The 18,981-nt window shown below is 62.3% G+C and carries 18 protein-coding genes; 5 read left to right on the top strand and 13 right to left on the bottom strand.

Features of this window, described 5'->3' with window-relative positions; all coding sequences use genetic code 11:
* Window positions 1-113: 113 nt before the first annotated feature.
* From C9422_RS29605 to C9422_RS29580, 6 genes are all read right to left on the bottom strand, one after another.
* Complete coding sequence (locus C9422_RS29605; RefSeq protein WP_116583082.1) at window positions 114-488, bottom strand: RidA family protein; 375 nt, start codon at window positions 486-488, stop codon at window positions 114-116.
* Window positions 489-517: 29 nt separating this feature from the next.
* On the bottom strand, window positions 518-1,240 hold the full coding sequence (locus tag C9422_RS29600) for a DUF3726 domain-containing protein (RefSeq protein ID WP_116583081.1): 723 nt from the start codon (window positions 1,238-1,240) through the stop codon (window positions 518-520).
* Window position 1,241: 1 nt separating this feature from the next.
* Window positions 1,242-2,957, bottom strand: a complete 1,716-nt coding sequence (locus tag C9422_RS29595; protein WP_116583080.1) for a hypothetical protein — start codon at window positions 2,955-2,957, stop codon at window positions 1,242-1,244.
* Between the two features lie 23 nt (window positions 2,958-2,980).
* Window positions 2,981-4,534, bottom strand: a complete 1,554-nt coding sequence (locus C9422_RS29590; protein WP_116583079.1) for a BCCT family transporter — start codon at window positions 4,532-4,534, stop codon at window positions 2,981-2,983.
* A 106-nt stretch (window positions 4,535-4,640) separates the two neighbouring features.
* Window positions 4,641-5,627, bottom strand: coding sequence for a dipeptidase (locus C9422_RS29585; protein WP_102675029.1), 987 nt, complete (start codon window positions 5,625-5,627; stop codon window positions 4,641-4,643).
* 13 nt (window positions 5,628-5,640) lie between these two features.
* Window positions 5,641-7,083 (bottom strand): aldehyde dehydrogenase family protein, encoded by a 1,443-nt coding sequence (locus C9422_RS29580; RefSeq protein WP_116583078.1) that lies wholly within the window; start codon window positions 7,081-7,083, stop codon window positions 5,641-5,643.
* Between the two features lie 91 nt (window positions 7,084-7,174).
* Between C9422_RS29580 and C9422_RS29575 the strand changes: the two genes are divergently transcribed.
* Window positions 7,175-8,062, top strand: a complete 888-nt coding sequence (locus C9422_RS29575; protein WP_116583077.1) for a LysR family transcriptional regulator — start codon at window positions 7,175-7,177, stop codon at window positions 8,060-8,062.
* 2 nt (window positions 8,063-8,064) lie between these two features.
* On the opposite strand, the gene C9422_RS29570 is transcribed toward C9422_RS29575, so the two are convergent.
* From C9422_RS29570 to C9422_RS29555, 3 genes are all read right to left on the bottom strand, one after another.
* A complete protein-coding gene (locus tag C9422_RS29570; RefSeq protein ID WP_116583076.1) occupies window positions 8,065-8,703 on the bottom strand; it encodes a metalloregulator ArsR/SmtB family transcription factor in 639 nt (212 codons plus the stop codon).
* Between the two features lie 19 nt (window positions 8,704-8,722).
* Complete coding sequence (locus tag C9422_RS29565) at window positions 8,723-9,352, bottom strand: hypothetical protein (RefSeq protein WP_007975236.1); 630 nt, start codon at window positions 9,350-9,352, stop codon at window positions 8,723-8,725.
* A 269-nt stretch (window positions 9,353-9,621) separates the two neighbouring features.
* Window positions 9,622-10,536, bottom strand: coding sequence for a LysR substrate-binding domain-containing protein (locus C9422_RS29555; RefSeq protein WP_116583075.1), 915 nt, complete (start codon window positions 10,534-10,536; stop codon window positions 9,622-9,624).
* Between the two features lie 154 nt (window positions 10,537-10,690).
* Here C9422_RS29555 and C9422_RS29550 point away from each other — a divergent pair, with 154 nt between their 5' ends.
* Together C9422_RS29550 and C9422_RS29545 are read left to right on the top strand one after the other, a co-directional pair.
* Complete coding sequence (locus tag C9422_RS29550) at window positions 10,691-12,088, top strand: MFS transporter (protein ID WP_116583074.1); 1,398 nt, start codon at window positions 10,691-10,693, stop codon at window positions 12,086-12,088.
* Window positions 12,085-13,359 carry a glucarate dehydratase family protein gene (locus C9422_RS29545; protein WP_116583073.1) on the top strand — a complete coding sequence of 425 codons (1,275 nt, stop codon included), beginning with the start codon at window positions 12,085-12,087 and terminating at the stop codon, window positions 13,357-13,359. The genes C9422_RS29550 and C9422_RS29545 overlap by 4 nt, the downstream gene beginning before the upstream one ends.
* 180 nt (window positions 13,360-13,539) lie before the next feature.
* On the opposite strand, the gene C9422_RS29535 is transcribed toward C9422_RS29545, so the two are convergent.
* Window positions 13,540-14,328 carry an alpha/beta hydrolase gene (locus C9422_RS29535; protein WP_116583072.1) on the bottom strand — a complete coding sequence of 263 codons (789 nt, stop codon included), beginning with the start codon at window positions 14,326-14,328 and terminating at the stop codon, window positions 13,540-13,542.
* A gap of 129 nt (window positions 14,329-14,457) precedes the next feature.
* Here C9422_RS29535 and C9422_RS29530 point away from each other — a divergent pair, with 129 nt between their 5' ends.
* Together C9422_RS29530 and C9422_RS29525 are read left to right on the top strand one after the other, a co-directional pair.
* A complete protein-coding gene (locus tag C9422_RS29530; protein ID WP_165824824.1) occupies window positions 14,458-15,402 on the top strand; it encodes an aldo/keto reductase in 945 nt (314 codons plus the stop codon).
* Between the two features lie 109 nt (window positions 15,403-15,511).
* The gene (locus C9422_RS29525; RefSeq protein WP_007975239.1) at window positions 15,512-16,165 is read left to right on the top strand and encodes a peroxiredoxin; all 654 of its coding nucleotides are present in this window, start codon (window positions 15,512-15,514) and stop codon (window positions 16,163-16,165) included.
* A 139-nt stretch (window positions 16,166-16,304) separates the two neighbouring features.
* Here C9422_RS29525 and yghX read toward each other — a convergent pair whose 3' ends face one another.
* The 3 genes from yghX to glcF all read right to left on the bottom strand — a co-directional run bounded on the left by yghX (window position 16,305) and on the right by glcF (window position 18,981).
* Window positions 16,305-17,192, bottom strand: a complete 888-nt coding sequence (yghX, locus tag C9422_RS29520; RefSeq protein WP_116583071.1) for a YghX family hydrolase — start codon at window positions 17,190-17,192, stop codon at window positions 16,305-16,307.
* Window positions 17,193-17,342: 150 nt separating this feature from the next.
* Window positions 17,343-17,744: a heme-binding protein gene (locus tag C9422_RS29515; RefSeq protein WP_116583070.1), complete on the bottom strand. Its 402-nt coding sequence runs from the start codon at window positions 17,742-17,744 to the stop codon at window positions 17,343-17,345.
* 19 nt (window positions 17,745-17,763) lie between these two features.
* On the bottom strand, window positions 17,764-18,981 hold the full coding sequence (glcF, locus tag C9422_RS29510) for a glycolate oxidase subunit GlcF (protein WP_116583069.1): 1,218 nt from the start codon (window positions 18,979-18,981) through the stop codon (window positions 17,764-17,766).

Raw genomic sequence — 18,981 nt, 5'->3', positions numbered from 1 at the left:
CGCGAAGGCGGCGTGTCAGACGACATGGATGCTACCTGACACACCGCCTTCGCGAGCAAGCCCGCTCCCACAGGTTTTGTGTACACCAGTGACCCGCTGCGGTCCTGAATCGATTAATCCACGCAGGCGTACACCACCAGCTCCACCAGCATTTCTTCCCGGGCCAGGCCTGCTACGACCATGGCGGCGCGGTTTGGGTAGGGCGCCTGGAAGTACTCGGCGTAGACCGCATTCACGGTTGCCAGATAGCTGCGGTCAGTGACGTAGATCAACACCTGGGTGACCGCATCCAGTGAGCTGCCGGCGGCTTGCAGGGTGTGGCGCAGGTTGTCCAGGGTCTGCCGGGTTTGCGCTTCGATGCCGCCGCTCACCACCTGGCCCTGGCGGTCGATGGGGATTTGCGCGGTGTACAGCGTGCCGTTGCCGACAACCGCCCATTCCAGTGGCGCGCGCGAGGCAAAGAGGTCGGTCTTGATCACCTGTTTCATTGATGCTTCCTGATGCGGGTTTGAGGGGTTTACCGAGCGTCGCTGCCTTCGCCGGCTCCACGGCGACGGGATTCTTCGGTGCTTTCCACCAGCACCCGTTCACCCAGTTTCTTCAACTGGGCCCAGACTTCATCATCGACCTGCAGCCCGCCCGCGGGTGTTGGCTGACTGTGTTCAAACGTCGGGGCCGCGTCTTCGGCACTCAGGCGTGGCAGGAGCGCGAAGTTCCGAGACATCAGCACGTTGATGCTTTGCTCGTCGCCCTGCGCCGGTTGCGGCAGGTCATAGACCCGCAAGGCCGGGCCGGGGTGGCCCGCGCTGAAGGTGGCCACCAGTTCCTGCCGGGCATCACGCCAGTACACACAAAAATTCAGACCTTCTCCGGCACAGCGCGCCAGGTAGCCCAGCAGCAGAACGCGGTTGTGGCAATGGCGGATGCGGATCAGCGCACTGCCGCCGCGCAAGGCCTTGGCCACCCCCAGTTCGATGGCCTGAGCGGCGCAGCGCAATACGCTCTGGCCATGGGCATCGAGGATCAGTTGCGTGGCGTCTTCGTAGCAGGTTTCGATGGGGCGATCGACTTCATCGTGAAGGAAGTCCAACGCCTTTTTCAGCGCACCGACACCGTCGAGGCCTTGCTGTTGCAGCCTGGCAATCATCTCGGCGGCGTCGTCGCAATCACCGGGTGCAAAACCGATGCCTTCGAAGGCCTTGCGGCAGATCACCTGGATTTCATTGAGCGATACACGCATTTCAGAGTGCTCCGGCAGCGTTGGTCAGTTCAGGCATGACGGCGAAATTCCAGTCGTCAGCGAACGGCTGGCCGATCTCGCTGACCAGCGGTGCCCCCTGGAACAGGGTGATGCGCACCCAGCGGCTGGACTTGGGGTCGAACTTGCCGGCGCCGAAGAACGCCAGCTTGCAGCGCAGCAAGTGGATCGGCAGCATGCTGCGGTCCATCAGGTTGGCGCGGATCTCCCCGAAGGCGCCGCGGGCCATGCCCTGCAGGCGACAGACCGTGCCTTTGAACTGCGGTAGCGCCAGCAAAAAGTGCGCGGTCAATTGCCGTGGGTGTTGCTCGCGGTAGGCAAGCAGGGCCCGATGACAACGTTGAATGTTGTGCGCGATCCCCAACTGCATTTCTTTCTCGGCACCTGGCTCCATGGCCCGTTCACCCAGGCGTGGTTCTTCCTTTTCCGCCGAGCGATACCAGAAAAAGTGGTTGGCCTCGGCGCCGCTCAAGTCGTAATCGAGCGCCCAGCGGTACTGGGTCTCGATGAGATCGCACAGCTCATCCAAGGGCATCTCGGCGTTCAGGCGGAACCCCTCGTTGACCGACATCTGCTCGGCCAACGGATCGACCTGTTCGGGGTACAACTCCAGCAGCAGGCTGACCAGCAGTTCCTGGCAACCGACGCCGACGTTCACTTCGGCCCAGGCTTGCAGTTGCGACCACAAACCGGCGTTGACGGACTGGCCCGCGAACCACCCGGCCAGTTGTTCGAGATCGACCAGTGTTTGCAGGTCGATGGCGCTTTGCCGTTGGTCCTCGGTGCTGGTTTGCTGCAAGTGCCGGCGGGCCCGCAGCAGCAACGCCTGAAAGCGCTGGGCATGAGGCAGGTCAGCCGCTTGCGCCACAACCTGTGCCAGTGCGGTTTCCCTGGCCCACAGCCATTGGTTGACCAGTTGCGGGTGATTGATCAGGAACGGCGCCATGCCCAACCCCGTGGAATTGCCGACCCCAAGGTAACGCTGCAGGGCAGGGTCCAGACCCACCGCCCGCTGCGGGTTGCGCGCCCGGGCCATGTGTTCGATCTGCTCGATGCTGAAATGCCGCAACAGGTACACGGTAAACATCTGGGCGCTGAAGGGTTGCGTGAAGTCCGCCGTGCCTTGCAGGCAACTGAAGTCGGCGATGCCGAACTTGCCGTTGCCGTACACCGCGGTGGTGCGATACAGGTAGCCGACCTCGGCCAGTTGCCGCGGGTCTGGCTGACAGCCTTCGGCCAGCGCCTCAAGAAAACGCTCGAAGTTGCGCAGGCTACGGTTGGCCCGTGACAGCACCAGCACTCGCGAATCAAAACGCCCGGCTTCCTGTTGCGGTACATTGCGTCGCAAGTCGGCCAACTGCTGTTCGTCGACATCACCGGCAAGCAGGACAAAACTGACGTCCCATTGATCGGCGATGACCCGGTCGCTGCGTTTTTCCGGCGGCAGGTACATCGAAAAAATCACGCAGTGATAGTGGGCACTGGCGGTGTCGATGCGGTAGATCGCCGTGCCGAAGCCCTCGGCATCCAGGTCGAAGCAGGTGCGCTGGATGCGCCACTGCTCGTTCATCATCCGCCGCATGCTGCTGCGCACGAAACTCAAGCGGCTTTGAAAGTGGCTGCCCAGCCGCTCCAGGTCCATGACCCGAGCGGCGGGCCGCAAGGCCGAGGCGGTGTCTGTGTCGGTGTGCGACATCATTGCGATTCCTGAACTGTTCATCATCAGACTGCCTGTTCGCGAGCCATCTGCCGGGCGATGCGCAGTGCATCCCAGAGCGACGGCAGGATCAGCAGCGAAACCGGTACGGCAGTAATCACGATAAAGGATTGCAGCGCCGTGACCCCGCCCGAACCGATGGTGATCAACACCACCGCGGCCAGGCCCATGCCGATCGCCCAGAAGGCCCTCAGCCATGGTTTCGGCTTGTCATTACTGGACATCGCCATTGCCACGGTGAACGCCATCGCATCGCCGTTGGTGGCCACCGAGATGAAGCTCAGGAACAGGAACAGCGCCGAGATCAGTCCACCCAGGGGCAGGTTCTGGGTCACGCCCAGCAGCAGGTCCTCGGGCTGCGCGCCGTGGGCGGTGACGATGCCCGGCGTCTGCAACTCCATGCCGATGCCAGCGCCGCCGACGATGGTGAACCAGAACATGGTCACCAGCGGTGCGATGATCGACAGGGTCATGATCACTTCGCGGATGGTCCGGCCACGGGAAATCTTCGCCACATACAGGGCGACCATCGGCGCGTAGCCAATGAACCAGCCCCAGTAGAACACCGTCCACCAGTCGAGCCATTTCGGGTCGGCGCGGAACAGGGTCATCGGAATGAACTGCTCCAGGTGCAAGGCGAACGCGGTGGGAAAGCCGCCGAGAATGAAAGCGGTGGGCCCCAGCAGCACCATGAACACCGCCAGGCCGATCATCAGCCAGACGTTGATCCCGCTGACGAACCGGATCCCCTCCAGCCCGACCAGGCAGGAGATGGTGTACATCACGGTGACCAGCACGATGGTGATGGACTGCACCACCAGGTCGTTGGGAATGCCCCACACCGAGTGCAACGCACTGCTGATTTGCAGGCCGAGGAAACCGATCGGGCCGATGGTGCCGGCGACGACGGCGATGATCGAGGTGGCGTCCGCCAGGGTGCCGATCGGACCCTTGAGCGCGCGTTCACCGAACAACGGATAGAGCAGGGTACGCGGCGCCAGCGGCAGGCCTTTGTCGTAATGCAAATGCATCAGCACGATGGCCAGCAGGCTGCCCAGCACCGCCCAGGCGAGAAAGCCCCAGTGCACGAACGATTGCGCGAGCGCAACGTGTGCGGCGGCTTCGGTGTGCGGTTGCACCCCGGCGAACAGCGGTGGCGGACTGGCGAAGTGCATCATCGGTTCCGCTGCCGCCCAGAAGGCACCGCCCCCGGCGAGCAGGGCGCACATGATCACGGCGATCCAGTTGAAGGTGCTGGTATCGGGGCGCTGGTCGACGCCGCCCAGGCGTACCCGTCCGCATTTGCTGAAGCAGATGAACAGGCTCATGGCGAAGGTCGCCAGCATCAGGATCTGCCAGTACAAGCCGAAGAACTTCGTCGACCAGGCGAACAACGTGTTCACCAGCAGCGATACGCCATCGATGTCGATCAGTGCCGCGATCAGGAAGGCGCCGAGGAAGCCGCCGCTGATCAAGAACAGCGGCCAGTCGATGTCTTTTTTCGGCGGTGCAAGGTCCAGTGGCTGGACGTCGGCTTGCAGGGAGTCGGATATTTTCATGATGCCTCCAAAATACGCGCCTGGGGCTGTGCATCGCCGGTCGGGGAGATGAACGGGAGGCTATTGTTGTTATTTTTCATGCTGTCCTCACGGTGTCGATCAAGAGTCAGTTTTGCGCCGTCGTAGCGTTTTCCAGCAGGCGCAACCAGTTGAGTCCCATGATGTTGCGTACCTCGTCCTCGGCGAATCCCCGGTCGCGCAGGCCCTGGGCGATGACCGGGAAATCCCGGCTGTCGCGGAACCATTGCAACGGTGCCGGCCAGTTGGCGTTGTCCTTTGATCCTTCGCCGTAATCCTTGTCTTTGCTCCAGCGCCCGTTGCGCATCCATTCGAGCACTTGCAGGGGTTGTTGCTGGCACAGGTCGGTGCCGATGCCGATGTGTTCGACGCCCATCAATTCCGCGGTGCTGGCGACCATGTCGCAGAACGATTCCAGGGTGCAGCCCGACGCTCCCTTGAGGTGGAAGGGGTACGTGCTGAAACCCAGCAGGCCGCCGGACTCGGCGATACCGCGCAATACCGCGTTGGACTTGTTGCGTTTGGCCGCGTGGAAACTCGACGGGTTGGCATGGGAGACGATCACCGGCCGGCTCGACAGCTCGATGGCTTCCAGGGTGCTGCGCTCGGCGCTGTGGGACATGTCGATCAGCATGCCGACGCGGTTCATCTCACGGATCACCTGGCGGCCGAAACGGCTGATGCCATTGTCTTCGGCCTCGTAGCAACCGCTGGCCAGCAGGCTCTGGTTGTTGTAGGTGAGCTGCATGATCAGCACGCCGAGCTGGCGGAAAACCTCCACCAGGCTGATGTCGTCTTCAATCGGCGAGCAGTTCTGGAAACCGAAGAAAATCCCGACGCGGCCTTCCTGATGCGCCAGGCGAATGTCCGAAGCCTCGCGGACCGGACGAATCAGCTCGGGCCAGGTTTCGAAGCGGCGGTTCCACTCGCCGATTCGCGACAGGGTTTCCCGGGCGTTCTCGTGGTAGGCGATGGTGGCGTGTACCGCGCTCAGGCCACCTTCCTGCATCTGGCGAAAGATCGCTTCGCTCCAGTGGGAATATTGCAGGCCGTCGATCATCAATAAGTCGTGCATGCCGATCTCCCGTTCAAGGTCGCACGTAGGTGGTCTTGACCACGGTGTAGAACTCGCGGGCGTATTGCCCTTGCTCCCGTGGCCCGAAGCTGGAGGCTTTGCGGCCGCCGAACGGCACGTGGTAGTCGGTGCCGGCGGTGGGCAGGTTGACCATGACGCAACCGGTGCGGGCCCGACGCTTGAAGTCGCTGGCATAACGCAGTGACTGGGTGATGATCCCTGCGGTGAGGCCGTATTCGGTGTCGTTCAACACGGCGAGGGCTTCTTCGTAATCGCTGACCCGGATCACGCAGGCAATCGGCCCGAAGACTTCCTCGCGGTTGATGCGCATGTGGTTGTGACTGTTGGTGAACAGGGCGGGGCGCATGTAGTGCCCGGCCGGTTGCAGGTTCAGCAATTGGCCGCCCTCGACCAGGGTCGCGCCTTCGTCTTCGGCCAGTTGCAGGTAATGGAGGTTCTGTTCCAGTTGTCGGGCTTCGGCCACCGGGCCGATCTGCGTGCCTTGTTGCAGGGCATGACCGACCTTCAATTGACGCATGCGCGCCACCAGCGCTTCGACGAAACGGTCATGGATGCCGTCGCAGACGATCAATCGCGAAGAGGCCGTGCACTTTTGCCCGGTGCCGAAGAAGGCGCCGTTCAACGCGCATTCCACGGCGATTTCAAGGTCGGCGTCATCGAGCACCACCAAGGCGTTCTTGCTGCCCATTTCCAGTTGGCAACGCACCAGATTACTGGCGGTGGCAACCGCGACGCGGCGACCGGTTTGCAGGGAACCGGTGAAGGTCAACGCGTCGATGTCGGCGGACTGGATCAGGCTTTCACCGACTACTGCGCCACTGCCCATGACCAGGTTGAAGGTGCCGGCGGGCAGGGCCTGGCGGCTGATGATTTCAGTCAGGGCCCAGGCGCTGGCCGGCACCAGGTTGGCCGGTTTGAACACCACGGCATTGCCAAAGGCCAGGGCCGGGGCAATCTTCCACGCGGCGGTGGCCATGGGGAAATTCCATGGCGTGATGATGCCGACCACGCCCACCGGTTCACGCTGGACTTCGATCTCGATGCCGGGGCGTACCGACGCGGCTGTCTCGCCCATCTGGCGCAGCACTTCAGCGGCGTAGTAGTGGAAGAACTGCGCGGAGCGATTGACCTCGCCAATGCCCTCGGCCAGCGGCTTGCCTTCTTCCCGGGAGAGCAATTCGCCGAGTTCTTCCTTGCGCGCCATCAACTCGTTGCCGATGGCCATCAACACCTGCTGGCGCTGTTCCAGGCCGCTGGCAGCCCATTGCGGCTGGGCGTCGCGGGCGGCGGCGATGGCATCCAGCGTCTGTTCGGTGCTGGCCTGATGGTAATGGCCAATGAGGTCTTGAACATCCGAAGGGCTGTGGTTGGCGATGACGCCCTGGCCTTCGCACCAGTTGCCGCCGATGTAGTTTTTGCAGGGTTGCAGTGCCATGGGAACCTCCGATTGCGTTGGCCCCATCTTGAGAGTATTACTCTGCAAATAAAAATTAATAATAAATATGAAACGATAAGGAAAACTAACCATGTTGCCCGAGCTGAAGATCACCCAACTGCGCTATTTCGTCCTGGTTGCCCAGCTGAAAAGCTTTCACGGCGCGGCAAGGCAGGCCTATCGCACGCAACCGGCGCTGTCCCTGGCGGTGCGCGAGCTGGAGCAGAAGCTCGGCCAGCCATTATTCGAAAAGGGCGGTAAAACCGAACTGACGCCATTCGGCGAGCACTGCTTGCCGCTGTTCCAGGATTTACTGGCGCATCACGACCGCATCGCCCGCGAAGTCAGCTTGCTCGCGCGGCATGAAATCGGTCAGGTGAGCATCGCGACGGTGCCGTCGGTGGCCAGTCGATTGCTGCCGCATCTGCTCGCACGGTTTGTCGGCGAGCACCCGAAAATGCAGATCAGCATGCAGGATGGCAATGCCGACAGCGTCCAGCAGTTGTTGGTCCAGGGGCAGGTGGATTTTGCGATCAGCAGCGTGTGGACAGCGGACGAAAACATTGAGTTCGTGCCGATCCTGAGTGATCGGGTGGGCGTGGTCTGCCGCCATGATCATCCATTGGTGGCCAACGGCGAGGCCTTGCATTGGTCGAGCCTGCAAGCCTATCCGCTGGTGCGCAATGGCACCTCGCGCTTGCTCGCAGGCACGGACGCGGCGGGGTTGCTGGACAGCAGTCTGCTGTTCGTCTCCAACATGATTTCGCTGATCGCGATGCTGGAAGAGGGCATCGGCATCACGACGCTGCCGTCCCTGGCGTTCCCGCAGGGCAACGAGAAACTGGTGTTCCTGCCACTGTCCGAACCACGGGTGGAACGCCAGATCGGCATCCTGTGCCGCAAGGGGCACAGCCTGTCGCCGGCGGCAGCCGAGTTGATGGGGTTTCTCAAAGCGAACATGCAGATGGTCGAGCTGTAAGGTCAATCTCCGAGTGGCGGCTCCGGGCTTTCTGTCGGTCGCAGCCTGAAGCGACAGACATGCCCGCCGCGCACCATGCACTCGCTGTGCTCGACTTCACCGCCGCCCAACGCGCCGATCAAGGCCAGGTCCAGTTCGCACACCACCGGATGCTCGGCGGCCAGGCGATGGAACACGCAGTTATGCGCGACGATTTCCGGCGTGTCGCCCGAGCGAAAAAACACCTCGGCTTCGTAGCCCGCCTGGTTCATGTGCTGGACGATTCTGGCTTCGTCGACGACCTGTTGTTCGCGGTCCAGCGCCAGTTTGCGGCCCATGCTGCGCATCAGCGAAGCCAGGGCTTCGGGGCCGATGATAGCGGCGACTTCATCGATCAGGACGCTGGCCAGTAGCTGATAGTGGCGAGGGAATTGCTCCCGTGCGTGGTCGGTGAGCCGATACAGCTGCTCCGGACGACGCCCCGTCGGGCGGGTGTCGCCGCGCAGCACCAGGCCGTCACGCTCCAGCGCCGCCAGGTGTTGGCGAATCGCGGTGCGCGTGACGGCCAGGTGTTCAGCCAACTCGTCAATGCTCATGCCGCCGGCATGGTGCAGCAGCGCATTGAGCAGGTCTTGCTGTGTTCGGCCCAGTCCTTCCAGCATGGGATAGCCTCGCGCGATATCAGAACTTGTCCGGGAATTGCTTGACCAGCGCGCCGGTCAACGCATCGGCCAGGGCCAGGATGTGCGTGCGCATCATCGCCCAAGTACGGGCTTCGCCGGCGTAATCATGTGCCGCGAACTCATCGATCTGGGTGATGTGGTGGCCGCCGTGGGCTGACAACATCGTCACCAGTGTCGCCTCAGGCAGATTGGGGTTCGCCGTGGCCAGGAACGCCGCAATCGCCTTGGCATTGCTGGTCAGCTCGGTGACGGCGGCCTGCTTGCCCTTGGCGTCCTTGGCAACGGTGGCATCGCTGTAGTGTTTCACCGCGCCCCAATGGCCGGCAAGCAGCTTGAGCAGTTGATCCGCCGCCGGTTGGCCGTAGAGCGGGGCGATGCTGTTGGCGATTTTTGTGGCGTTGTCGACCACCTGATCGGCTGCGACTTTGGCCTGTTTCTGATCGGCGGATTGATTGGCCAGTGCGTAGTTTCTGATCCAGAAAATGTGTTCGACCCAAAGGTCACGCTCGGCCAGGCGCGTGGTCAGCGCGGGGCTGTCGGCAGCGGCGGGTGAAGCGGCAGGCGTCTGGCTCCAGACCGGTTGCGCACAGAAAGCCAGCAGGAGCAAAGCCAGGGTTTTGATATTCATGACGGCACCCTCTGAGAGTGGGAACGTTCGACAATATCAATATAGGCATAAAAATATGTTTTTATTGGTCGTTGGCGAATTCTCGGATTAACGGTCATATAACCTTGCACGTCTGTTCAGCTCTGAAAGGGCGCTTTTCTGTGGCGAGGGAGCTTGCTCCCGTTGGGTTGCGAAGCGACCCCAGCTCTTTATCCGAAAAGCAGGGCCTGCTGCGCAGTCCAGCGGGAGCAAGCTCCCTCGCCACAGGTGTGTGTCTGATAGAGGGTTTTTCAAGCCGGATCTACACCCCCCCATCCGTCCCGCACCGCGCGCCGGATCCCGTCCAGCAACATCGCAAACGCCGGGTTGTCGTTGTTCTCACGCCAGATCAGGTGCAACTCGCTCTGCACGCCTTCGCCCAGATCGATATCGCGGAACACCACGTTCCTGAACACCACACTGGTCGCGCAACGCGGCACCAGGGCCAGGCCCATGGCGGCGTTGACCAGTGCCAGGATGGTCAATGACGAGCCGAGCCACTGCACGTAATCCGGGGCGACGCGGGCCGAGCGCAGCATGCCGGTCAGCAGTTCGTTGAACGGCGGGTAAGCCGCGTGGGAGTACATCAGGAACGGTTGCCCATCGAGGTCCTGGACTGATACCGATTCGGCACTGGCCAGGCTGTGCGTACTCGGCACCGCCAGCACGAACGGCTCGCGCACCAGGCATTCGGTGGAGTAGCCCGGTTCCAGCAGCGGCGCCCGGGCGATGCCGAGGTCGATGCGGCGTGCGCGCAAGGCTTCGTGTTGCTGGTAGGTGTTCATCTCCGACAGGTCGATTTTGACGTGGGGCTGTTTGAGTCGCGCCTCGGCGATGACCTTGGGCAGGAACTCGTAGACCGCGCTACCGACGAAACCGATATTGACCGAACCGATGTCGCCCTCGGCGAATCGCCGGGCCGTCACGGCCGCTTGCTGGGCGCGCTCCAGCAGGTTCTGGGCTTCGATGAAGAAGGCCCGGCCGGCGGCGGTGAGCGCGACGCTGCGGGTGCTGCGGGTGAAGAGTTCGACGCCCAGGTGATGTTCCAGCAACTGAATCTGTCGGCTGAGAGGCGGTTGGGTCATGTTCAGCCGTTCGGCGGCGCGGCGGAAATTCAGTTCGGTTGCCACGGTGGTGAAACATCGCAGTTGAGTCAGTTCGAACATTGATCTAATCCAGGTATCAATCGAATGCAAAGTTAGATTAGACGGGATCAATACTCGCGTCCATGATCGGGCCACGTCTGACGCAATGCCCAACGTCATCCCCAAAGCTATCCCTAGAGCTATCCCCAAAAAAATAATGATCGGGAGTCGCCCCTTGAATACCCTCCAGAGTCCGCCAGACCCGAATGTGCTCGCCCGCGCCGCCGCCAAGGTCAAGCGCCATGTACTGCCGCTGTTCGTGGTGATGTTCATCGTCAACTACATCGACCGGGTCAATATCGGCTTCGTGCGCAGCCACCTGGAAACCGACCTGGGCATTGGCGCCGCCGCCTACGGCCTGGGTGCAGGGCTGTTCTTTATCGGGTACGCCATCTTCGAAGTGCCGTCCAACTTGCTGCTGCAACGCTACGGTGCCCGCGCCTGGCTGACGCGGATCATGTTCACCTGGGGCGCCGCCGCGATGGCCATGGCGTTTGTCCGTGGCGAAACCAGTTTCTACGTGCTGCGCTTCATACTAGGCGCCGCCGAAGCGGGTTTTTTCCCCGGCATCATTTACTACTTCACCCAATGGCTACCGTCGACCGAGCGCGGCAAGGCGATGGCGATTTTCCTCAGCGGTTCGGCCATTGCCTCGGTGATTTCCGGTCCGGTGTCCGGTGCACTGCTCAACGTCAGCGGCTTGAGCCTGCACGGTTGGCAGTGGATGTTCCTGATCGAAGGCTTTGCATCCATCGTGCTCTGCGGGTTCGTCTGGTTCTGGCTGCAATCCCACCCACGGCAAGCCAAGTGGCTGAGCGACGAAGAGCAAACCGCGCTGATCGACGCGATCGCTCAGGAGCAACAGGCTCGCGAAGCCACGCAGGGGGTCAAACCCTCGATCTTCAAACTGCTGGCCGACCGACAGATCCTGCTGTTCTGCTTCATCTACTTTTCCATCGCCCTGACCATCTACGGTGCCACGTTCTGGCTGCCGAGCATGATCAAGAAAATGGGCAACCTCGGCGACTTCCAGGTCGGCCTGTTCAACTCGATTCCGTGGATCATTTCCATCGTCGCGATGTATGGCTTCGCGGCCATGGCCAGCAAATGGAAGCACCAACAGGCCTGGGTCGCGGTGACGCTGGTGATCGCGGCGTTCGGCATGTTCATGTCCACCACCGGCGGCCCGGTCTTTGCCTTCGTCGCCATCTGTTTTGCCGCCATCGGCTTCAAGGCCGCCTCGGCGTTGTTCTGGCCGATTCCCCAGGGCTATCTCGATGCCCGGATCGCCGCGGCGGTGATCGCCCTGATCAACTCCATCGGTAACCTCGGTGGCTTCGTCGCGCCGACCACCTTCGGTTTCCTGGAGCAGACCACCGGCTCCATCGAAGGCGGGCTCTACGGCCTGGCCGCCACTTCGCTGGTCGCCGCCATCGTGATCTTTTTCGCCCGCACCGCCCCCCGTGGCGATGCCCTCCGTGCGTTGACCGGCCACGCGGCCGAAGGCACACCGGCAAAAAAGCCCAGCAGTCATCCAGCCCTGAAAACTGATCCAACGGGAGCCGCCTCTTGAAAATCAAACGAGTCACTGTCACGCCCATCGCCTTCCGTGATCCGCCCTTGCTCAATGCCAGCGGCATCCACGAACCCTTCGCGCTGCGCTCGATCATCGAGATCGAGAGCGACAACGGCTACATCGGCCTGGGTGAAAGTTATGGCGACGCTCCGGCGCTGGCGATCCAGCAGCAACTGCAAACGCAATTGATCGGCCTTGACCCGTTCAACCTCAATCAGTTGCGTGCCATCGTCCAGGCCACAGTGGCGGCGAACAAACCGGCGAGTATTGCCGGTGCCGAACTGGCGCCGGGCTCCCATGCCAGCAAAGCCGTGAGCAATGCTTATTCGGCTTTCGAAGTGGCGTTCCTGGATTTGCAGGCGCACTCCCTGAATGTGCCCTTGGTGGACTTGCTGGGCGGGGCCATTCGCGAGGAGATTCCGTTCAGCGCCTACCTGTTCTTCAAGTACGCGCAGCACGTCGATTCACCCTACAAGCCCGACAGTTGGGGCGAGGCCCTGACCGAAGAGCAGATCGTTGCCCAGGCGCGGCGGATGATCGAGGCCTACGGCTTCAAGAGCATCAAGCTCAAGGCCGGCACCTTGCCGCCCGAGCATGAGGTTTCGTGCATCAAGGCACTGAAGAAGGCCTTCCCCGGTTACCCGCTGCGTATTGATCCGAACGGCAACTGGTCATTGGAAACCTCGATCCGCATGGCCGAACTGCTCGGTGATGACCTGCAGTATTACGAAGACCCGACGCCGGGCCTGGAGGGCATGGCCGAACTGCACAAGCGCACCGGTTTGCCCCTGGCAACCAACATGGTGGTCACCGATTTCGACGAGTTCCGCCGCAGCGTGGCACAGGACAGCGTGCAGATTGTCCTCGCCGACCACCATTATTGGGGTGGCCTGCGCGACACGCAGGCGTTGGCGAAAATGTGCGAAACCTTTGGTCTTGGGGTGTCGATGCATTCCAATTCTCACCTGGGCATCAGCCTGATGGCCATGGCGCATGTCGCCGCTGCGGTGCCGAACCTGGATTTCGCCTGCGACACCCATTACCCCTGGCAGGAGCCCGACGAAGAGGTGATCAAGGGCGGCAAGCTGCCGATTGTCGATGGCTGCGTGAAAATCACCCGCGCCCCGGGCCTGGGGCTGGAACTTGACCACGACCAGTTGGGCAAGCTGCATGACCAATACCTGACGTGCGGCATTCGCCAACGCGATGACGTGAAGCAGATGCAGCGATACAAACCGGAGTGGAAGGCGGTCAAGCCGCGGTTTTGATCTGCAAGCCGTGCAAGGGGGGCTTGCTGAGGCGAAGGAGCTTGCTGTGGCGAGGGAGCTTGCTGTGGCGAGGGAGCTTGCTGTGGCGAGGGAGCAAGCTCCCTCGCCACAGATCACAGATCACAGATCACAGATCACAGATCACAGATCACAGATCACAGGTATGTTCTACCTTGCTTGCTACAACCCATCTCCCAGCGCCTTCAAGTACTCAGGGCTTTCGCCGATCGAGTTATGCCCCGTCCCCGGTATCACCTGCAACGACGCCACGCCTTTGGCAAAGTGTGTGTACAACCGCTCGGTGCTCGAACGCGGAATCACTTCATCATGCTCGGCCGCTATCAAGACCGTCGGCACCGCGATGCGGCCGGCGTACTGCCAGGACGGGTATTTGTCCTTCAGCAACCAGCGCACCGGAAACCAGCGAAACTGACGGGCGGCCAGCCCCTGGAGGCTGTTGTAGGGCGTGATCAACACCAGTCGCGCGGCCGGGCGCTGGCTGGCCAGGCGCACGGCGACACCCGACCCCAGGCTGCGTCCGACCACCGCCACATGCGAATGACTGGCATACACCTGGTCGAACAAGGTCAAGGCGTCGCGGGCGATGGCCTCTTCGGAAGGCGACCCGGAACTGCCGCCAAAACCACGGTAATGCAGCAGATACAGCGCGTAGTCAGGGAACGCCTGGGTGAACCCGGGCAAGTTGCGCGAGACGTCTTCGGCGTTGCCGCCAAAGTAGATCAGCGCATTCGGGCCTTCGTGGGGCCGGATGGACACCAGCACCCGTGCGTCGGCGACCGGCAGGGTGAGCAGCGTCCCGGCTGCACCAACGGCGCGCGGTTGCGGGTAATAGATCAGCGCCCGCTGAAACACGAACAGCGCCACGCACAGCGCCAGGTACAACGCAGCGACGATGACAACGAGTAACACCAGGGTGCGCGACATTCGACTAACGTTAGTGGGCGGCATTGACGGCTCGGGGTTTGAAAGTGGCTGGCGCCGCAGGGCCTTGTGAGTGTAGTCAATCGACCCATGGCGCGGGTTATCCGCCGTGTCGGTGCAACAGGCCGGACCCGAACGACTGGTGAGAAGCGTTTTATGAGCCATCCTGAGGGTTACACCCGTAGAGAAATTCTCACGCTGGCTGCCGGCGCTTCGGCGGTCTTCACGTTCGGTCCGGTGGGTGCGCAACCCGCGCCGTCGACGGGAACAGGAGGCAAGACCATGCAGACTCGCGCCATTCCTTCCAGCAACGAGTCCTTGCCGATCGTAGGCTTGGGCACTTATCGCGGATTCGACGTCGAGCCTTCGCAACCGGCCTACAAGGACTTGCCCGCGGTACTGGATGCGTTGTTCGACAAGGGTGGCAAGCTGATCGACAGCTCGCCGATGTACGGTCGCGCCGAACAGACCACCGGCGAATTGCTGTCGATCCATGAACCGCGCTCGCCGGCGTTCCTGGCCACCAAGGTGTGGACCCGCGGGCGCGAGGAAGGCATCGCGCAGATGGAACAATCCTTCGCCCTGTTGCAAACCGACCGGATCGACCTGATGCAGATCCACAACCTGCTGGACTGGCAGACGCACTTGCCGACGCTGCGCCACTGGAAAGAACAGGGGCGCATCCGCTACATCGGCATCACCCATTACACAGCCTCGGCCTACGACGAAGTGGAAGCGGTACTCAAGGCCGAGCCGCTGGATTTCCTGCAGATCAACTACGCCCTGGATGATCGCGGCGCCGAGAAACGCTTGCTGCCGCTGTGCCGTGAACGGGGTGTGGCGGTGATCTGCAATCGGCCGTTCGGCGGTGGCGGCCTGTTGGCCAGGCTGAAAGACAAACCGCTACCAGGCTGGGCGGCGCAAGTCGGGGTCAAGAGCTGGCCGCAGCTGGCACTGAAGTTCCTGTTGTCGCATTCAGCGGTGACCTGTGTGATTCCGGGCACCGGCAACCCGCGCTACATGGCGGAAAATGCCCGGGCCGGATTCGGCCCGATGCTGACCGATGCCCAGCGTCAGCAGCTGATTGCGCTGGTGGACTAGCGCAGCCGGCGAGTTGCGCAACCTCTCCTATACTGTCCGCGTCCATGCCGTTGAAAGCGCATTCGTTGCCCTGACGGCGTCCCTGTCCATCACTGCAAGGAGATCGAACATGGCTATCCGCATTGGCGACGAAGCACCGGATTTCACCGCCGAAACCACCGAAGGCACGCTCAATTTTCACCAATGGATCGGCGACGGGTGGGCCATCCTGTTTTCCCACCCCAAGGATTTCACCCCGGTGTGCACCACTGAACTGGGCTACCTGGCCAAACTCAAGCCCGAATTCGACAAGCGCAACACCAAGGTCATCGGCCTCAGCGTCGACCCGGTCAGCGACCACAACCGTTGGGTCGGCGACATCGCCGAGACTCAGGGCTGCGCGGTCAACTATCCACTGATCGGCGATGAAAACCTGGTGGTGGCCAAGCTCTACGACATGATCCACCCCAATGCCAGCGGCGGCGCGCGCACAGCCGTGGACAACGCCACGGTGCGTTCGGTTTTCATCGTCGGCCCGGACAAGAAGGTCAAGGCCATGCTGATCTACCCGATGAGCGCCGGGCGCAATTTCGATGAAGTGCTGCGCCTGCTCGATTCTCTGCAACTGAATGCCAGGCACACCGTTGCCACGCCGGTGAACTGGCGGCCGGGTGAGGATGTGATCATCCCGACTTCGGTGTCTGATGAAGATGCGAAGAAGAAATACCCGGATGGCTTCAAGACACTGAAGCCGTATTTGCGGACGGTGGCTCAGCCGAAGTAACGTCGGCAGCCCTGAAGCCGCCTTCGCGAGCAAGCCCGCTCCCACAGGGGGCTGAGTCGAAGCACATTTCTGTGAACGACTCAGGACCCTGTGGGAGCGGGCTTGCCCGCGAAGGGGCCGGCCCTGCTGGCCGAGTACTTCAAACCAGATACTTTCTAAACCACCCCAACGTCCGCTCCCACGCCAGCTTCGCCGCCGCCTCGTCATAACGCGGCGTCGAATCGTTGTGGAAACCATGATTGCAGCCTGGATAAATGTAGGCCTCATAGGTCTTGCCCCCGGCCTTCAACGCTTTCTCGTAGGTCGGCCAGCCCTCGTTGATCCGCGTATCCAATTCGCCGTAGTGCAGCATCACCGGTGCCTTGATCCGGGGCACTTCCTCGGCCGTTGGCTGACGACCATAAAACGACACGGCGGCGCCCAGTTCCGGATAGGCCACGGCGGCGGCGTTGGTCACGCCACCGCCGTAGCAGAACCCGGTGATGCCGACTTTTCCAGTGGCGGCGGGGTGTTTCATCATCCACTCGACGGCGGCGAAAAAGTCGTTCATCAGCTTTTCCGGGTCGACCGTGGCCTGAAGCTCGCGGCCCTTGTCGTCATTGCCGGGATAACCGCCGACCGAGGTCAGGCCGTCCGGGGCCAGGGCGATGAAACCGGCCTTGGCCACACGCCGGGCCACGTCTTCGATGTACGGGTTGAGCCCGCGGTTTTCATGCACGACCACCACCGCCGGCACCTTGCCGGTGGCCTTGGCCGGGCGCACCAGATAAGCCCGTACCTGGCCGTGGCCCTTGGGCGAAGGGTAGGTGACGTACTCGGCAATGATGTCCGGATCGGTGAACTCGACTTGCTCGGCCAGCGCGTAGTTGGGGCTAAGCGCGGCGAGCAGGGCACCGGCGGTCAAACCTCCGAAGGTGAACAACGCCGCGCGGTCGAGAAACTCCCGGCGATTGATCTTGCCGTGGGCGTAGTAGTCGTAGAGTTCCAGCAGTTCCGGAGCGAAGTCTTTGGCTGTTAGACGGGTCATCGGCGGAATTCCTTTCGTCTGGTTGAACACGGACCCTGTGGGAGCGGGCTTGCCCGCGATAGCGGCAGACCAGTCGACATCTATGTTGAATGACACTCCGCCATCGCGAGCAAGCCCGCTCCCACAGGGATTTAGGGTGATGCCAAAATCTCATTTCACGCACTGCGCCCCGGCCTTCGCCACCTGCGCATCCTGCTCAGGCTTGACGCCCGACACCCCGACAGCCCCAATCACCTGGCCATCGAAAACAATCGGCACGCCACCCTCGAGCGAAGTCAGCAGCGGTGCTGACAGAAAAGCGTAGCGCCCACTGTTGACCATGTCCTCATAGCTTTTCGATTCGCGTCGCCCGAGGGCCGAGGTACGGGCCTTTTCGGTAGCGATATACGCACTGCTCGGTGCGCAACCATCGAGGCGTTCGAGGGCCAGCGGGTGGCCGCCGTCATCGACCACCACTATGGTCACGGCCCATTGATTGGCCTGTGCTTCGGCACGGGCGGCTTTGATGATCTGCTGGACTTCGGTCTGGCTCAGCACGGCTTTGCGGTTCATGGGCATCTCCGGGATTCGGTTAAGGCAGGGCGGCTTCGACCAGTTCGATCCAGTGCCGCACCGGGGTCCGGCCCGCACCGTCGAGGTGCGACTGACAGCCGATGTTGGCCGTGACGATGACCTCGGGATGGCCGCTTTCCAGGGCATTGAGCTTGTTGTCGCGCAGTTGTCGCGACAGCTCGGGCTGGGTCAGCGAATAAGTGCCCGCCGAGCCGCAGCACAGGTGCCCGTCGGGCACGGACGTCAGGTTGAAACCGAGTCCGCTCAGCAGCGCTTCCACGGCGCCGCCGAGTTTCTGCCCGTGCTGCAAGGTGCAGGGGCAATGGAAGGCCAGGCGCTGCGAGGCGTGGATCCCGAGTTTTTCCAGCGGCTCGTCGCGCAACACTTCCACCAGGTCCCGGGCCAGTTCGCTGACCTTTTTCGCCTTGTCGGCATAGGCCCGGTCGCTGGCGAGCAGATGGCCGTAATCCTTGATGAAGGCGCCGCAACCGCTGGCGGTCTGCACAATCGCCTCGGCGCCTTTTTCGATGCCCGGCCACCACGCGTCGATGTTGCGCCGGGCGCGATCGAGGCCGGCGGCCTGGGCGTCCAGGTGGTAGTCCACGGCACCGCAGCAACCGGCTTCGCGGGTCGCGATGACGCTGATCCCCAACCGGTCCAGCACCCGCGCCGCCGCGGCATTGGTGTTAGGGGACAGGGCGGGCTGCACGCAGCCTTCGAGCATCAGCACCTGACGCTCGCGCAGGGTCATGGGGCGCGGCTTGGCCGGTGGTGCATGGCGCGGCAATTTGCTTTGCAGCGTGCCCGGCAGCAGTGCGCGGAACACCTGGCCGCCATTGACCAGACTCTTGAACAGGTCCGGATGCGGCACGGTCTGGCGCAACCCTTCGCGCAACAGGCGCTGGCCGAGCGGACGCGGCACCGCCGCATCGACCACCGCGCGACCGATGTCCAGCAGGTTGTGGTAGTCGACGCCCGACGGGCAGGTGGTTTCGCAGTTGCGGCACGACAGGCAGCGATCCAGGTGTTGCTGGGTCTTTTGCGTGACGTCGTTGCCCTCCAGCACCTGCTTGATCAGGTAGATGCGACCCCGCGGTCCGTCCAGTTCATCGCCGAGCAATTGATAGGTCGGACAGGTCGCATTGCAGAAGCCGCAGTGCACGCAGGTGCGCAGGATGCTTTCGGCTTCTGCGGCGCGGGGCAGATGGCGGGCGCTTTCACTCAGGGTCGTCTGCAT

This window comes from Pseudomonas sp. B1(2018) (assembly GCF_003097365.1).
Classification (GTDB): Bacteria; Pseudomonadota; Gammaproteobacteria; order Pseudomonadales; family Pseudomonadaceae; genus Aquipseudomonas; species Aquipseudomonas laurylsulfatiphila.
This window is presented reverse-complemented; position numbering and strand designations above follow the sequence as displayed.

What these genes read in the sequence shown, in the direction of transcription:
- C9422_RS29570 (WP_116583076.1), bottom strand. Translation starts at nt 8,703, where the DNA reads ATGCTGGAAGGACTGGGCCGAACACAGCAAGACCTGCTCAATGCGCTG.
- C9422_RS29580 (WP_116583078.1), bottom strand. Translation starts at nt 7,083, where the DNA reads ATGGCACTGCAACCCTGCAAAAACTACATCGGCGGCAACTGGTGCGAA.
- C9422_RS29515 (WP_116583070.1), bottom strand. Translation starts at nt 17,744, where the DNA reads ATGAACCGCAAAGCCGTGCTGAGCCAGACCGAAGTCCAGCAGATCATC.
- C9422_RS29600 (WP_116583081.1), bottom strand. Translation starts at nt 1,240, where the DNA reads ATGCGTGTATCGCTCAATGAAATCCAGGTGATCTGCCGCAAGGCCTTC.
- C9422_RS29605 (WP_116583082.1), bottom strand. Translation starts at nt 488, where the DNA reads ATGAAACAGGTGATCAAGACCGACCTCTTTGCCTCGCGCGCGCCACTG.
- C9422_RS29565 (WP_007975236.1), bottom strand. Translation starts at nt 9,352, where the DNA reads ATGAATATCAAAACCCTGGCTTTGCTCCTGCTGGCTTTCTGTGCGCAA.
- C9422_RS29525 (WP_007975239.1), top strand. Translation starts at nt 15,512, where the DNA reads ATGGCTATCCGCATTGGCGACGAAGCACCGGATTTCACCGCCGAAACC.
- C9422_RS29590 (WP_116583079.1), bottom strand. Translation starts at nt 4,534, where the DNA reads ATGAAAATATCCGACTCCCTGCAAGCCGACGTCCAGCCACTGGACCTT.
- C9422_RS29535 (WP_116583072.1), bottom strand. Translation starts at nt 14,328, where the DNA reads ATGCCGCCCACTAACGTTAGTCGAATGTCGCGCACCCTGGTGTTACTC.
- C9422_RS29530 (WP_165824824.1), top strand. Translation starts at nt 14,458, where the DNA reads ATGAGCCATCCTGAGGGTTACACCCGTAGAGAAATTCTCACGCTGGCT.
- glcF (WP_116583069.1), bottom strand. Translation starts at nt 18,981, where the DNA reads ATGCAGACGACCCTGAGTGAAAGCGCCCGCCATCTGCCCCGCGCCGCA.
- C9422_RS29595 (WP_116583080.1), bottom strand. Translation starts at nt 2,957, where the DNA reads ATGATGTCGCACACCGACACAGACACCGCCTCGGCCTTGCGGCCCGCC.
- yghX (WP_116583071.1), bottom strand. Translation starts at nt 17,192, where the DNA reads ATGACCCGTCTAACAGCCAAAGACTTCGCTCCGGAACTGCTGGAACTC.
- C9422_RS29585 (WP_102675029.1), bottom strand. Translation starts at nt 5,627, where the DNA reads ATGCACGACTTATTGATGATCGACGGCCTGCAATATTCCCACTGGAGC.
- C9422_RS29575 (WP_116583077.1), top strand. Translation starts at nt 7,175, where the DNA reads ATGTTGCCCGAGCTGAAGATCACCCAACTGCGCTATTTCGTCCTGGTT.
- C9422_RS29555 (WP_116583075.1), bottom strand. Translation starts at nt 10,536, where the DNA reads ATGTTCGAACTGACTCAACTGCGATGTTTCACCACCGTGGCAACCGAA.